This is a genomic window from Bryocella elongata, assembly GCF_900108185.1.
GTDB lineage: Bacteria > Acidobacteriota > Terriglobia > Terriglobales > Acidobacteriaceae > Granulicella > Granulicella elongata.
This window is the reverse complement of the sequence record NZ_FNVA01000006.1, coordinates 310,514-324,386: the sequence shown is the minus strand read 5'-3', so window position 1 is coordinate 324,386 and position 13,873 is coordinate 310,514. Positions and strand designations below refer to the sequence as shown.

At 62.9% G+C, this 13,873-nt stretch carries 13 protein-coding genes; 8 read left to right on the top strand and 5 right to left on the bottom strand.

Annotated features, from left to right (window positions below; translation table 11 throughout):
* The first annotated feature begins 1 nt into the window (after window position 1).
* The 6 genes from argB to C4S68_RS17340 all read left to right on the top strand — a co-directional run bounded on the left by argB (window position 2) and on the right by C4S68_RS17340 (window position 7,218).
* Window positions 2–793, top strand: a complete 792-nt coding sequence (gene argB / locus C4S68_RS17365) for an acetylglutamate kinase (RefSeq protein WP_103934356.1) — start codon at window positions 2–4, stop codon at window positions 791–793.
* 112 nt (window positions 794–905) lie between these two features.
* Window positions 906–2,150, top strand: a complete 1,245-nt coding sequence (locus tag C4S68_RS17360) for an aspartate aminotransferase family protein (protein WP_103934355.1) — start codon at window positions 906–908, stop codon at window positions 2,148–2,150.
* 101 nt (window positions 2,151–2,251) lie between these two features.
* The gene (argF, locus tag C4S68_RS17355) at window positions 2,252–3,295 is read left to right on the top strand and encodes an ornithine carbamoyltransferase (RefSeq protein WP_103934354.1); all 1,044 of its coding nucleotides are present in this window, start codon (window positions 2,252–2,254) and stop codon (window positions 3,293–3,295) included.
* 107 nt (window positions 3,296–3,402) lie between these two features.
* Complete coding sequence (argH, locus tag C4S68_RS17350; protein WP_103934353.1) at window positions 3,403–4,905, top strand: argininosuccinate lyase; 1,503 nt, start codon at window positions 3,403–3,405, stop codon at window positions 4,903–4,905.
* Window positions 4,898–5,542: a GNAT family N-acetyltransferase gene (locus C4S68_RS17345; protein ID WP_103934352.1), complete on the top strand. Its 645-nt coding sequence runs from the start codon at window positions 4,898–4,900 to the stop codon at window positions 5,540–5,542. The genes argH and C4S68_RS17345 overlap by 8 nt, the downstream gene beginning before the upstream one ends.
* Before the next feature lie 119 nt (window positions 5,543–5,661).
* Entirely contained in the window at window positions 5,662–7,218 is a 1,557-nt protein-coding gene (locus C4S68_RS17340; RefSeq protein WP_103934351.1) for a glycosyl hydrolase family 79 N-terminal domain-containing protein, read from the top strand.
* Window positions 7,219–7,317: 99 nt separating this feature from the next.
* Here the strand turns inward: C4S68_RS17340 and C4S68_RS17335 are convergent, their stop codons facing one another.
* The 3 genes from C4S68_RS17335 to C4S68_RS17325 form a co-directional block, all read right to left on the bottom strand.
* A complete protein-coding gene (locus tag C4S68_RS17335) occupies window positions 7,318–8,310 on the bottom strand; it encodes an OmpA family protein (RefSeq protein WP_103934350.1) in 993 nt (330 codons plus the stop codon).
* A gap of 229 nt (window positions 8,311–8,539) precedes the next feature.
* On the bottom strand, window positions 8,540–9,373 hold the full coding sequence (locus C4S68_RS17330; protein ID WP_235011678.1) for an ABC transporter ATP-binding protein: 834 nt from the start codon (window positions 9,371–9,373) through the stop codon (window positions 8,540–8,542).
* 55 nt (window positions 9,374–9,428) lie between these two features.
* On the bottom strand, window positions 9,429–10,022 hold the full coding sequence (locus tag C4S68_RS17325) for a histidine phosphatase family protein (protein ID WP_103934349.1): 594 nt from the start codon (window positions 10,020–10,022) through the stop codon (window positions 9,429–9,431).
* Between the two features lie 220 nt (window positions 10,023–10,242).
* On the opposite strand from C4S68_RS17325, the gene C4S68_RS17320 reads away from it, so the two are divergent.
* Window positions 10,243–11,466: a GGDEF domain-containing protein gene (locus C4S68_RS17320; RefSeq protein ID WP_160115214.1), complete on the top strand. Its 1,224-nt coding sequence runs from the start codon at window positions 10,243–10,245 to the stop codon at window positions 11,464–11,466.
* A 26-nt stretch (window positions 11,467–11,492) separates the two neighbouring features.
* On the opposite strand, the gene C4S68_RS17315 is transcribed toward C4S68_RS17320, so the two are convergent.
* Together C4S68_RS17315 and C4S68_RS17310 are read right to left on the bottom strand one after the other, a co-directional pair.
* Window positions 11,493–12,260, bottom strand: coding sequence for a glucose 1-dehydrogenase (locus C4S68_RS17315; protein WP_200821584.1), 768 nt, complete (start codon window positions 12,258–12,260; stop codon window positions 11,493–11,495).
* Between the two features lie 84 nt (window positions 12,261–12,344).
* Window positions 12,345–12,869, bottom strand: coding sequence for a cupin domain-containing protein (locus C4S68_RS17310; RefSeq protein ID WP_103934347.1), 525 nt, complete (start codon window positions 12,867–12,869; stop codon window positions 12,345–12,347).
* A gap of 171 nt (window positions 12,870–13,040) precedes the next feature.
* Between C4S68_RS17310 and kduI the strand changes: the two genes are divergently transcribed.
* The gene (gene kduI, locus C4S68_RS17305; RefSeq protein ID WP_103934346.1) at window positions 13,041–13,871 is read left to right on the top strand and encodes a 5-dehydro-4-deoxy-D-glucuronate isomerase; all 831 of its coding nucleotides are present in this window, start codon (window positions 13,041–13,043) and stop codon (window positions 13,869–13,871) included.
* The last annotated feature ends 2 nt before the right edge of the window (window positions 13,872–13,873 follow it).

The following is a 13,873-nucleotide window of genomic DNA, read 5'->3' as shown; positions in this document are numbered from 1 at the left end:
CATGAAATTTGTAGTCAAACTTGGCGGCGCAACGCTGCAGGACCCGGAGCTGCTGGAGCGCTGCTCGCGCTCCATCGCGGACCTCGTCAATGACGGACACAAGGTCGCCGTGGTCCACGGCGGCGGCGTGCAGCTCACCAAGCTGCTTGCGCAGATCGGCAAGAAGAGCGAGTTTGTCTCCGGCCTCCGCATCACCGACGCCGAGACCCGCGACGCTGCCCTCATGGTCCTCGGCGGCCGCGTGAACAAGACGCTCGTCGCCGCGCTCACCAAGGCTGGACAGTCCGCCATGGGCCTCACCGGCGGCGATGGTCACGTCTTCCGCGCCCGCAAGAAGCAGACCGACCCCGCCGTCGGAGACCTGGGCTTCGTCGGCGAGATCGCGCAGACCGATCCCCGCTGGCTCGACGCCATCTGGGCGATGGGCGCTGTGCCCGTCATCAGCTCCATCGCGCTCGGCTTCGATGGCGAGTACTACAACATCAACGCCGACGAGATGGCCTCGGCCTGCGCCGTCGCCACCAACGCCGAGGCCCTGGTCTTCCTCACCGACGTTCCCGGAGTGAAGGGGGCGGACGGCAACGTGATGCGTTGGCTCTCGCTGAAGGAGCTGCCCGCGCTCGAGCAGAACGCGGTCATCACCGGCGGCATGCTGCCCAAGCTCGAAGCCTGCAAGAACGCCCTGCTGCACGGCGTGAAGCGAGTCCGAATCTTGCCGGCCAACCGCGCGGAGCTGCTTACCGAGTTCGTCAACTCCCGCGTCGAAGACGGCACCGAAGTCATCGCCGCCTGACCGTTGTTGGGTGTCGGGTGTTGGATGTTGGGATCCGAGCGATCCCGCCCAACACCGAACACCCAACACCCAACATCGCACCACGTACAACGTCGCCCCAAGGAGTCACCCCATGCCCCTCGCCGATCTCCAGGCCGCCGAATCCAAGCTGCTGATGCAGACCTACGCACGCAACCCCATCGAGTTCGTCTCGGGCAATGGCGTCTACCTCCGCGATGACCAGGGCAACGACTATCTCGACCTGCTCTCCGGCATCGGTGTCTGCGCGCTGGGTTACAACCACCCCGTCATCACCAACGCGCTCGCCAAGCAGGCTGAGTCGCTCATCCATACCTCGAACCTCTTCTACAACGCGAACACCACGGAGCTCGCACTGCGCCTCACCGAGATGACCGGCCTCGACCGCGTCTTCTTCTGCAACTCCGGCACCGAAGCCTGGGAGGCCGCGCTCAAGCTCGCCCGCGCCCACGCCGGCCTGCTCCGCGCGGAAGGCAAGCACATCGGCACACGCTTCATCGCGCTCGAGAACAGCTTCCACGGCCGCACCATGGGCTCCGTCGCCACCACCCACAAGGCTGCTTACCGCGAGCCCTTCCAGCCCGTCATGCCCGACGTCGTGCACATCCCCTTCAACGATGTTGCTGCCCTCAAGGCTGCCTTCAGTGAAGAGGTCTGCGGCGTCTGCATCGAAGTCCTGCAGGGCGAAGGCGGCATCAATCCCGTCAGCGAAGAGTTCCTGCGCACCGCGCGCGAGCTTTGCGACTCCACCGGCGCCCTCCTGCTGCTCGACGAGATCCAGTCCGGCATGGGCCGCACCGGCAAGTGGTGCGCCTATCAGCACTACGACATTCAGCCCGACATCACCACGCTGGCCAAGCCGCTCGCTGGCGGTGTACCCATGGGCGCGATGCTCGCCACCGAGGAAGCCTCGCGCGCCTTTACTCCAGGCATGCACGGCACCACCTTCGGCGGTAACCCGTTGGCAACTGGCGTCGCCATCGCCGTCATCGACGAGATCAAGCACGCGAAGCTGCTCGATCACGCCGCCGAGATCGGCAACTACTTCATCGCCCAACTCAACAGCCTCAAGGGCAAGCACGAAAGCATCGCAGAGGTTCGCGGCATGGGCCTCATGCTCGGCGTCGAGATGCACTCGGCTGATGTGGCGAAGAGCGTGCTCGACGGCATGTTCGCAAAGCACATCGTGCTCAACCGCACGCATGAGACCGTGCTGCGCTTTCTTCCGCCCTTCCTCATCACTCGCGAGCACGTCGACCAGACCATCGCTGCGCTGGATGAACTGTTCACCCAGCAGGAAGTCAAATCCACCGACGCCGCCCTCACCGCCACCAATTGAACCTGGCATCTGGGAAACTGGGAACTGGCCACTGAGAACGTACCACCGAGAGCCGAGAACGAACGCTAGCAGCTAGGAGCTAGAAGCGAAAAGCTACCCCCATGGACAAAACGATCCCGATCAACTCCCGCGCCGTTACGCTCGGCATCCAGTCCGACACAGCCTACACCGAGGTCGCCAAGGGCCTCATGGGCCGCGACCTCACCTCCATTGCCGACCTCTCGGTCGCAGAGCTCGCAGCGATCCTGGAGCTCGCCCACACGGTCAAGGCTCAGCCCGAGGACTTCCGCCACGCGCTCGACGCCAAGCAGATGGTGATGTTCTTCGAGAAGCCCTCGCTGCGCACACGCCTCACCTTCGAGGTCGCGATGAACACCACCGGCGGCAACGCCATGTTCGTCGACCAGAAGGGCGAGCCCCTTGGCGAGCGTGAGTCCATCCCCGACGTCGCGCATAACGTCGAGCGCTGGACCAACGTCATCGTCCTGCGCACCTTCGCGCACGACACCGTCACCGAGATGGCCGAGAACGCCAAGGTCCCCGTCATCAACGCGCTCTCCGATCTCGAGCATCCCTGCCAGGCCATCGCCGACTTCATGACCCTCGAAGAGCGCTTCGGCTCCGTCGAAGGACTCAAGTTCGCCTACGTCGGCGACGGCAACAATGTCTGCCACTCGCTCATGCTTGCCGGCGCCCTGCTCGGCGTGCACACAACCATCGCCACGCCCAAGGGCTACGAGCCCAACCTCGACATCATCCACAAGACCATCGAGATCGCCGAAGCTTCGGGCGGTTCGCTCACCCTGACCCACGACGCAGCAAAGGCCGCAACAGGCGCGGATGCGATCTACACCGACGCCGTCTACTCCATGGGCCAGGAGAACGAAGCCACCAAACGCGCTCCCATCTTCAAGCCCTACCAGGTCAACGCCGAGCTGATGTCCAAGGCGCTCGAATCCGCGGTCTTCATGCACTGCCTCCCCGCCCACCGCAACGCCGAAGTCACCGACGAAGTCCTCGACGGCCCCCAGTCCGTAGTCTTCGACCAGGCCGAGAACAGAATGCACGCACAGAAAGCGATCACGCTGATGCTCCTCGGCGGAGCGAAGAAGCTGCCTGCCAACCACAAGCGCACGCGACGGTAGCTTCTTATGTTCCGGATTCCCTTTTGTTTGTCATTCCCGAAGGGAATCTGCGTCTCGCTCGCATCGCAACAATGGCCGTAGGCAAAGGCTCAAGAAAGCAACAAGCAATGTCTGACACGCAACAACCCGTCAAAATGTGGTCCGGCCGCTTCCGCGAGCCACTCGACCGTACCTTCGAGCAGTGGCAGCGCAGCTTCCCCTTCGACTGGCGTCTCCTCGCGCAGGAGGTTGCAGCCTCCGCAGCCCACGCACGCGCCATCGCCGCAGCCGGCGTCCTCACGCCCGAGGAACTCGTGCACATGCTCGCCGGCCTCACCCGCGTCGGCGAGCGCGTCCTCAACTGGTCGAACCGCATCTCCGCCACCAGCGGCCAGATCGACTACGAGGTCTCCGACGCCCAGGTCGGCGCAGCCATCGTCGCCTCCGCGCCGCAGGCCGAGGACATCCACCACTTCGTCGAGCTCGAGCTCACCAAAGAAGTCGGCGGCCTCGCCCTCAAGCTCCACACCGGCCGCAGCCGCAACGAGCAGATCGCCACCGACATGCGCCTCTTCGTGCGCGGCGCGATGGACCTCACGATCCTCGACCTCATCGAGTGGGCCAATGCCCTGCTCACCCTCGCCGAACAAGCCGGCGAAGCGGTCATGCCCGGCTTCACGCATCTGCAGCGCGCCGAGCCTGTCCTCATCGCGCACTGGCTGCAGGCCTACGTCTCCATGCTGGAGCGCGATCTCTCGCGCTTTGCCGACGCCCGCGCGCGCATGAACTTCTGCCCGCTCGGCTCGGGAGCCATCGCCGGCGCCACGCTCAAGCTCGATCGCACCATCGCGGCGCAGGCTCTCGGCTTCACGGCTCCCACCGCGAACAGCATGGATGCAACCTCCGACCGCGACTTCATGCTCGACTTCGCGCAGGCCTCGTCAACACTGGGCGTTCACATCTCCCGTTTTGCCGAAGAGATCACCCTCTACGCCACCAACGAGTTTGCCTTCATCGAGCTGCCCGAGGCCTTCTCCACCGGCAGCTCCGCGATGCCGCAGAAGAAGAACCCCGACCTCACCGAGCTTGCTCGCGGTAAGAGCGCACGCCTGCTCGGCGCATCCACCGCGCTCTCCACGCTCGTCAAAGGCCTGCCCCTCGCTTACAACAAGGACCTGCAGGAAGGCCAGGAGCAGATCTTCGACATCGCCGACACGCTCGCCGGCCTGCTCTCCGTGCTGCCGAACTTCACTCGCGCGCTCAAGTTCAAGACCGCGAACCTCCGCATCGCCGCCGAGACCGGCTACCTCAACGCCATGGCCGCCGCCACTTATCTCAGCAACAAGGGCGTGCCCTTCCGCAAAGCGCATGAGATCGTTGGCAACGCCGTACGCATGGGCCTTGAGAAAGGTGTCGAGCTCAACGCTCTCTCGCTCGAAGACCTTCGCACCCTCTCCGCAGCCTTCGACGCTGACGTCTTCGACGCCATCTCGCTCAAGGCCACGCTCGACTGCCACGACGTCACCGGGGGCACCGCAACCCATCAGGTAGCAACCGCTCTCGCCGCAGCCAGGCTTCGCATCTCGCATCTAGCATCTGGCATCTCCTCCGTTGAGGATTCGCATGACTGATCTCGCCACCGTCGATCTCGGCCAGCTTGCGACCGAACCCGCAGCAGCCCCGCTGCGCGTGCACAAGGCCCATCTGCAAGACGCGCAGAACATCTTCGACCTCGTCAACGCTCACTCCGGCGACGGTACGCTGCTGAAGCGCAGCTTCGCCGAGATCTGCGAGAACATCCGCGACTTCACCGTCGCTTATCGCGATCATCCCGAGACCGGCGAGGTCGACTTCCTGGGCTGCGGCGCGCTGCATCTCTATGGACCGCACCTCGCTGAAGTGCGCTCCATCGTCGTTCGTCAGGACCGTCGCGGCCTCGGTGCTGGCGATGCCATCCTGGAAGCCCTCATCGCTGAAGGCGAAGAGCATCACGTCACCAGCGTCTGCCTCTTTACCCGCATCCCCGACTACTTCGAGCACCTCGGCTTTCGCATGGCCGATCGCACGGCCATGCCCGACAAGATCTACAAGGACTGTCAGACCTGCCCGCGCCTCTACGCCTGCGACGAAGTCGCGATGGTGCGCGGCCCGCTTCCGCATGTCACCATGCTCGGCCCGCGATCGATCCAGCGTCCGGAGCTCGCACAGCCCAGCGAAGATCCGCTTGTCCAGATCAGCGGCCTCGCGAAGACCGGCACATCGCGTTAGCTTCACGCCCATCTCCAATCGCAATGCAGAAGTGACCCGACCCGCGTCGGGCCACTTCTGCATTGCGGAGAAAATCTTCGTGCACGTCATGGCAGCCCGGGTGTAGCATTCCGCTGCTTATGTTCAAAGCTCAAACGATATCGGCAATCCTATTCGCCGCAGGCCTGCACACGGCGTTCGCCCAGGGCCTCAACCCCTCCACGATGCCCCGCATCGCGCAGGTCGATCCCCGCTTCCAGTCCTACAACATCGAGATGGTTGAGGTCATCGGCGGCCGCTTCTGGAAGCCTTATGCCAGCTATGACAAGGAAGCGCCGGCGAAGAGCACCAACAACCCTACAGGCCTCGACCCCAACCTGTACGAGCAGCGCAGGCCCATCGACCTCAGCAATCCGAAGCTGCGCCGCCTCGCCTCTGCGCTGGGCCCGGTCTATCTGCGGGTCTCTGGCACATGGGCCAACACGGTCTATTTCCAGGACAGCGATGCCCCCGCTCCCCCGCAGCCTCCTAAGGGATTCGGAGGGACGCTTACGCGCTCGCAGTGGAAGGGAGTTATCGACTTCGTACATGCCACGGGCAGTAAGCTCGTGACATCGTTCTCCGTCTCCGAAGGAACACGCGACTCGGCCGAAGTGTGGACACCCACGCAGGCGAAGCTTTTTATCGATGCCACCCATCGCCTCGGTGGTTCCATCGCCGCAACCGAGTTCATCAACGAGCCGACCTTCACCATCGCCGCCGGGACACCTCCCGGCTATGATGGCGTGGCCTTCGGCAGGGACTACGCGATCTTCCGCGCCTTCCTCCGCCAGGCGTCACCGCAAACCAAGCTCCTCGGCCCCGGCTCCGTGGGCGAAGGCATCCCCTTCGTCCCCGTCAAGATTGTTCCCTCCACGGACCTGCTGCAAGGCATGGGACCGAACTCCGTCGATGCCTTCTCGTATCACTTCTATGGCACCATCTCCGAGCGTTGTGCCAAGGCGATGGGCCCCAATCAAGGCACGACCCCAGCTGCTGCCTTGACCGAAGAGTGGCTCGACCGCACCACCCGCGTCGAAGAATTCTATGCAAGCCTTCGCGACAAGTACGAGCCTGGCAAACCCATGTGGCTCACCGAGACAGGCCAGACTGCCTGTGGCGGAGATCGCTGGGCGTCAACCTTCCTCGATAGCTTCCGCTACCTCGATCAGCTCGGCCGGCTGGCGCAGAAGAATGTGCAGGTCGTCATGCACAATACGCTCGCGGCAAGCGACTACGGTCTCATCGACGAAGCCACGCTCGCACCGCGCCCCAACTATTGGGCTGCCCTGCTCTGGCATCGCACCATGGGAGCCACAGTCCTCGATCCCGGGCCGTCGCCTTCTGCGACCGTGCATCTCTATGCACAGTGCGCGCCGGGAAAGCCTGGCGCTGTCACACTGCTCGCGATCAATCTCAACCGCACGGAGGCTGCCGCGATCGAGCTTCCGCAAGCCGCGGATCGATACACCCTTACCGCAGGAGAGCTCGAGAGTCGCGACGTATTGCTCAACGGGAAGGAACTGTCGCTCACTGCCCGCGACGAACTCCTGTCGATCACCGGGGAAGCCACGAAGGCTGGATTGCAGCCGCTTCCTGCCGCTAGCATCACGTTTTTTGAGCTGGCTGGAGCGAAGAACGCAGCCTGCATGAAGTAGCGCGAGCCACGAAGAAACAAAGAGGCCGTTCGCCCCAGCGTAAAGCGCTGGGGCGAACGGCCTCTTGGCAACCTCGAATCGATCGTCTTGATTGCCGCGTTACTGCTGCGGAGTCGTCGCGATCTGCTGTGACTGCTGATCAGGCGTCATCGATGCCTGCTGACCAGCGCCGGTGATGCCCTTGTTCACGACGATCGTGACCACAACGCGGCGATTCTGCGCCTGGCCCGAACGGCTGTGGTTATCGGCAACCTGCTCCGTCACGCCCATCGCGGCAGGCGCGAGGATGCGCGTCATCGGTACCGCACCGGACTGCTGAATGATCGTCAGCACGTTATCCGCACGCTCGCTGCTTAGTTTCTGATTGAGTGAGGCGTTGCCAACCTTGGAAGCATAGCCCTGAACCTCGATCATGGCGCCCGGCGTATTGGCCGCCTGCTTCACGAAGTCTTCCAGCTTGTCCTTGTCTTCCTTCTTCACGACCGAGCTGCCATTGCGGAAGCTCACGGTCAACGTGTCCTTGGTGTCGTACTGATCCAGCGCGCCGATGCGGCCGTTCGTCTGCCCGAGATCCTGCTGCGTCGAGGCAATCGCCTGCGTGTTCGTGTCAATCTTGGTCTTCGCATCCGCAATATCCTGCTGCGTCGCTTCGATGTCACGGCGGTCCGTCATCAGCTGGTCCTGCTGCTTCGCCATCTTCTCGTTCACGGGAGTCAGGCCCGCATCGATCTGCCGCGCGGTCGTCATGGACGTGCGAGAGAACTCGACCTTCCTCGCTACAAGTTGATGGTCTCCGTCATAGGAGCCGTCGATCTTGACATGCAGCCCCGGAACAAGTGCGGCAACCCCAAGATCCTTGTGGCTCCATCCCAGGAATCCGCCTTTCTCGGTGGCCTTCGTGCCGTCGGAGAGAACAACGATCTGCCGCGGAGAATCACTGGTCCTCACGTACATGGTTGCGCCATCGCGGCCCAGAATCATTCCTTCTACGCTGCCCTGCTGCGGGGCCTGTGCCACCGCTGCAAGTGAGAACAGCATGGTGAGAGCAGTACCCGCTCCGCAAATTGTGTTGAGTCGACGCTGAGTGGTCATTCAGTCTTCCCTTCTTTCTGGGATAGCAATGCTGCAAACATCGATCGCTTTGCAAACACCGCTATCCGTAATTGAGTTTCCGCCTCGCGGGCTGTCGAGTTAGATGGCAGCTCTGCAACGACACGAAGAGCGAAGGGCACCTCAATGTTCACGAGAGAGGAAGAATTGAACAAAATCGGTTCATCAAATCAATCTTGAGCCAGTGAATACATTTGTTCGCGGCATCCACTCACCATGCGTTGAAGTAGCCATCCCGTTGGCTCATGTGGATATCTCGACCGAATAACTCGCTAAGCTTTGCGCTTGTAAGCAGTTCCGTCTTCGATCCATCAGCGATCACTCGGCCTTCGCGCATCATCACGATGCGATTCATCTCAGGCAGAATGTCCGCGATGTGGTGAGTAATCAGCAAGATCGCAATGCCGCGCTGGGCAAGCCTGCGCAGCATCTCGCGCAAATCATGCTGCGCGGCAAGATCGAGAGCGTTCGAAGGCTCATCGAGCAGCAGCATCTGCACCTCACCATGTCCATCGGCGCTGGCCCCTGCCATTGCGCGCCCAATCATGATGCGTCGCTGCTGACCTGCACTCATCTCGCCCACGGGCTTCGCGCGAAGAGCCTCGGCACCCACCTCGTGCACGATCTCGTCTGCGCGCTGGCGCATCGCATCGGTCACCGTCAGATTCGGCCACAACGTCGAGCTGGAGAAGAAGCCCGTAAGGATTGCGTCGAAGCCAGTGGTCGTCAAGGTCTGCCTCCCTGGAAGCTCTGCGCTTACGACGCCGAGCATGCGCTTGAGCTGTGTGAGGTCCCAACGCTCGCGACCGAGCAGACGCACGCGGGTGCCTGGCTGTACAAGCGGATAGCACTCGCACGTCATGGTCTTCAGCAATGTCGACTTGCCGCAGCCGTTCGGCCCGAGGATCGCGAGGTGCTCGCCGCGATCGATACGCAGGCTGAGGTCATGCAGCACCACGTTCTCACTACGGACGACATTGACATGCTCGAGTTCAACGATCGGTTCAACGGAAGGCTCAGCGATGGTAGTTACAACGTGCGACAAGACGTTCTCTCCCTTGCTTTGGTTCAGTGTCGTTCGCTGTCTGCGATGCAGACGACTAATCGTTCTCGAAGCTGCGATTCCAACGCTCGATCACGCGCGTCTCGCGCTCGAAGCCCAGCACACTCACGCTGCCCGTGCTCAAAGCGAAGTTCTTGCCATCGGCGGCAGGAAGTTCAAGCCATCGCGACGCAAGGATACGCAGGATATGCGCGTGGGCAAACAGCGCAACCTTGCCATCGGTTCCCGCGGCGGCCAGCGCGCGTTGAATCACCTTGTCCGCGCGTGCTCCGACTTCATCCGGAGTCTCGCCGCCTTTCAGTGGGTTGGTCCACACACTCCAGTCGGGGCCATAGATCTCGCGCATCTGCGGCGTGGTCTTTCCTTCGGCCTCGCCGTAGTTCCACTCGACCAGGTTCGGCTCGACCTGCGCGATGTCGCCAAAGCCGGCGATCGCGCAGGTTTCACGAGCACGCTGCATCGGGCTTACAAAGACGGCGGTGAAGCTGTATGCCTTCAGGTAGTCATGTAACTCGCGCGCACGCTCGCGTCCATGTTCCGTCAGCGGTATGTCCGTAGTGCTGGTGTGCGCTCCGCTTAATGACCACTCAGTTTCGCCGTGTCTTACCAGCCAAAGCTCTGCCTTCGCCATCTGTACGTGAACCCTCCCGGAAGAATCTTCTGTCCACTATACGGATGCGCAGTGGTCGACAATCGGCGCAGAGAGAACACTGGCCCGAGTCCCAAAGAGCAGCGGGCATTGATGATGCTGGAGCTGAAGCACAGAAGTAATGCCCCGACAGCGCGCCCCCCGGCTTCCCTCGGGTGACGCGCCCTTCGTTGCAGCGCGGTATTCTGAAATCCGTGCTGCGATGCTTGTTGACGCGATCCTACTGATCCAGGATGTACAACTCCTCTGTTTCACCGTCGTGTTCGGTGTGCTCGCGGCCCAGCGCTGGAGCGACCGGACGCGACGTTGGCTCTGGTACACGTTCGTGGCCAATGCCATCGGAGCAGCCATTGACCTGCTCGGAGCGCGCCTTCCCGTTTGGCTGACGCATGGTGTCGGTCCGGAGATGATTCCGCTCTCCTACGCCGTCTTCAACGTCGCCCTCGTGTGCTTTGACCGCCGCCCGAGAACGGCCAGCATCATCTCCGCTCTCATCCTCGTCGCAGGCTTTCCGTTTCTCCTGGCGTGGTCGGGCGCTCCGCTGCAAGTGCGCTCCAACGCCCTCGGCGACCTGCTCATCGCGCTGGAATCGATCGTCACCATCGTGCTGCTCCTTGGCCACCACGAACGCTACACCAAGGCTCCACGCCTGCTGATGGCCGGCTTCTTCGTCATCTTCGCTGGCGTCGAGTTCGCCCGTCCCTGGGTTGCGTTTGTCATGGGTGGAGATCCTGACGTCACCACGCCCAGGCTCGCGATGGCGTGCAGCATCATCTACGTCGTCAACGTCTCGCTGCTGCCGCTGGGATTCATCTGGATGATGCAGGCGCGCTCAGAGTGGGATCTAATGCAGCAGAGCATCATCGACCCGCTGACCGCTGTGCTCAATCGCCGCGGCCTCGAGCAGGCGCTCGAACGCGAGCTCGCGCGCTACCGTCGCTATCACCAGGAGCTCACGCTCGCGATCCTGGACCTTGACCACTTCAAGTCAGTGAATGACCGTTACGGCCACCCCGCGGGAGATGCCATCCTGCGCGGCCTCGCCGACTTCCTTCGCAAGCGCCTGCGACGTACCGACGTCCTTGGCCGCCTTGGCGGCGAAGAGTTCGTGCTGCTCTTTCCCTACACGGACATTGGCCGCTCGGCTTCGCTGATGGAGGAGCTCTGCAACAACCTGCGCACGTGCCCGGATCTGCTGCCCGGCACCGACGTCTGCATCACCGCGAGCTTCGGTGTCACGAGCACCCGCGAACGCCAGGAGCTGGATGGCGGGGACCTGCTGCGTGAAGCTGACGTCGCGCTGTATGAAGCCAAGCAAAACGGCCGTGACCGCGTCTGCTACTTCAAGGCGCCGGGGTGGATCGGCCGCGACGTCCTCACCCGCAGCGAGGATTCGTCCGAGCCGGGCAGCATCATCAACCGCTAGCGGGGGTGTGCCATATGCGGGCCGCGCTACCGGCCCATCCACCCGCCGTCGACCGTCACCACTGTACCCGTCACGTAGTTGCTCGCCGGTGCGCTGAGGAACAGCGCCGCCCCGGCAAGGTCCACCGGCTGGCCCCAGCGTCCTGCCGGAATGCGCTCGAGGATCTGCCGGTTGCGCGTCTCATCGGCCTGCAACGCCTCGGTGTTCGTCGTCGCAAAGTAGCCAGGAGCGATCGCGTTCACCTGGATGTTCTTCGGCGCCCACTCGTTCGCCAGGGCCTTGGTCAGCTGCGCCACGCCGCCCTTGGACGACGAGTACGCCGGCACACGAATGCCGCCCTGGAAGCTCAGCAGCGACGCGATGTTCACGATCTTGCCGCCAGCGCCGCGCCCGATCATGTCCCGGCCCGCCAGCTGCGAGAGCTGAAATACGCTGGTGAGGTTCACCTGGATCACGCGCTCCCAGTCCTCCAGCGTCGTGTCCACCGCATCCGCACGTGCAATCGTGCCCGCGTTGTTGATCAGGATATCCACTTGACCAAACGCGGCTTTGGTCTCGGAGAACAGCTTCTCGGCACCCAGCTTGTCGCCCAGGTCCGCCTGGAACGCCGACGACTTGCCACCCGCAGCGACGATGGCCTCAGCCGTCTCGGTTGCGGCACGCCGGTTGCCGTGCACTGCGACCTCCGCGCCAGCCTGCGCCAGCGCCTGAGCAATGGCAGCACCAAGGCCGCTGGCCGCACCGGTTACAAGAGCCACTTTGCCGTCAAGACGAAACAGATCGAGGATATTCATGTGCTCTCAGGGTAGTCGCCGCCTGCACAAACGGACAAGCCCACACCGGCATGCCGTGTGGGCTCTTCGCGATTCGTATGGCGCCTACGACTTCAGCGGTCCTTCGACGGAGAACAGGTAAAACGTCACGCTCCCCTTGGTCGTGCGCTTGTGCGCGGTATTCCGCGGGATCATCAGGATGTCGCCCTTCTTCACGGTGACCGTGGTTGCGCCGCTCATCTTCGGAGCCAGCCATTCGCCGGGCTTCGTCATATGCGCGCCCTCGGGCTTGCCGCCCAGTTCATACGTGGTTTCGCCTTCGAGGATCTGGAAGATGTGGTCGCGGCCCTCATGCCACTCGAACTCCTTACCAGCCTTCTCCTTCTCCACCGTCAGCACACAGGTGAACGGCAGCATGGGATTCAGCGAGAAGTCGAAATTTCCGGGCTTGGTCTGCAGCGCTGTGGTCTGCTCGGCCAGCGTCCCCGCCGTCAGCACCTTGATCGGAAACGGCGTCGCAGGAACGGCCGCAGTCTGTGCGGAAAGAACTTCAGGCAGCGAGAGCGAAGCAGCGGCTGCGGCGAGCGGCGCTGCACGGAGAAAGTTGCGGCGAGAGGATCCAGTAGCCATGCCCTGAAGTGAACCACATTCTCCACACCTTTCGCCACCGTTTCCGAGCGTCCGTTGATCGCGCGAGACCTCGCTCTCAGGGCAGGCCACACCTCCTATCCCACGGCTATACTTAGGGCGACTCCAGTCACCACTCTGGGGCACGAATTCGCAACAACTGAGGTTTTCCCGATGAAGCTGCTGCAGATGGCTGATCCAGTCCGCTACCCCACCATGACCACAGCCGAGCTTCGGTCGACCTTCCTCCTCGAAGAGCTCTTCACCCCGGGCGAGCTGACGCTGGCCTACGTCGACCTCGACCGCGCGGTCGTCGGCGGCTGCATCCCGACCTCTGCCCCGCTCACCCTCGAGACCCAGCCTGAGCTCCGCGCCGACTTCTTCTGCCAGCGCCGCGAGCTAGGCGTCTTCAACGTCGGCGGCAAGGGCACCGTCACCGTCGACGGCGTCAACTACGAGCTCGATAAGCTCGACACGCTCTACATCGGCCGCGGCAGCAAGGCCGTCAGCTTCGCTTCTGTAGACGCGGCAACGCCCGCTGCCTACTACCTGCTGAGCTATCCCGCCCACGCTGAGTACCCAGTGGCGCTCGCGAAGTTTGCCACCCTCACGCCTGTGAACCTCGGCGCGCAGGAGACCTGCAACAAGCGCTCCATCTACAAGGCCATTCACCTCGAAGGCGTTCGAAGCTGCCAGCTCGTTATGGGCTTCACGTTGCTGGACTCCGGTTCCATCTGGAACACCATGCCGCCGCACACCCACATGCGCCGCAGCGAGATCTACTTCTACTTCGACGTCGATCCCGTCCACCGCGTGCTGCACCTGATGGGACCGCCGGATGCGACAAGCCACATCGTGATGAAGGACAAGGAAGTCGTCGTCAGCCCCGGCTGGAGCATCCACGCCGGCGTCGGCACCAAGAACTACGGCTTCTGCTGGGGCATGGGCGGCGAAAACCAGGACTACGCCGACATGGATCCCGCTCCCGTCGTCGACCTCCGCTAGCC

Coding starts and splice junctions, on each gene's coding strand:
- argF (WP_103934354.1), top strand. CDS start 2,252: ATGGACAAAACGATCCCGATCAACTCCCGCGCCGTTACGCTCGGCATC.
- C4S68_RS17360 (WP_103934355.1), top strand. CDS start 906: ATGCCCCTCGCCGATCTCCAGGCCGCCGAATCCAAGCTGCTGATGCAG.
- C4S68_RS17320 (WP_160115214.1), top strand. CDS start 10,243: ATGCTTGTTGACGCGATCCTACTGATCCAGGATGTACAACTCCTCTGT.
- C4S68_RS17345 (WP_103934352.1), top strand. CDS start 4,898: ATGACTGATCTCGCCACCGTCGATCTCGGCCAGCTTGCGACCGAACCC.
- kduI (WP_103934346.1), top strand. CDS start 13,041: ATGAAGCTGCTGCAGATGGCTGATCCAGTCCGCTACCCCACCATGACC.
- C4S68_RS17315 (WP_200821584.1), bottom strand. CDS start 12,260: ATGAATATCCTCGATCTGTTTCGTCTTGACGGCAAAGTGGCTCTTGTA.
- C4S68_RS17325 (WP_103934349.1), bottom strand. CDS start 10,022: ATGGCGAAGGCAGAGCTTTGGCTGGTAAGACACGGCGAAACTGAGTGG.
- argH (WP_103934353.1), top strand. CDS start 3,403: ATGTCTGACACGCAACAACCCGTCAAAATGTGGTCCGGCCGCTTCCGC.
- C4S68_RS17335 (WP_103934350.1), bottom strand. CDS start 8,310: ATGACCACTCAGCGTCGACTCAACACAATTTGCGGAGCGGGTACTGCT.
- argB (WP_103934356.1), top strand. CDS start 2: ATGAAATTTGTAGTCAAACTTGGCGGCGCAACGCTGCAGGACCCGGAG.
- C4S68_RS17310 (WP_103934347.1), bottom strand. CDS start 12,869: ATGGCTACTGGATCCTCTCGCCGCAACTTTCTCCGTGCAGCGCCGCTC.
- C4S68_RS17340 (WP_103934351.1), top strand. CDS start 5,662: ATGTTCAAAGCTCAAACGATATCGGCAATCCTATTCGCCGCAGGCCTG.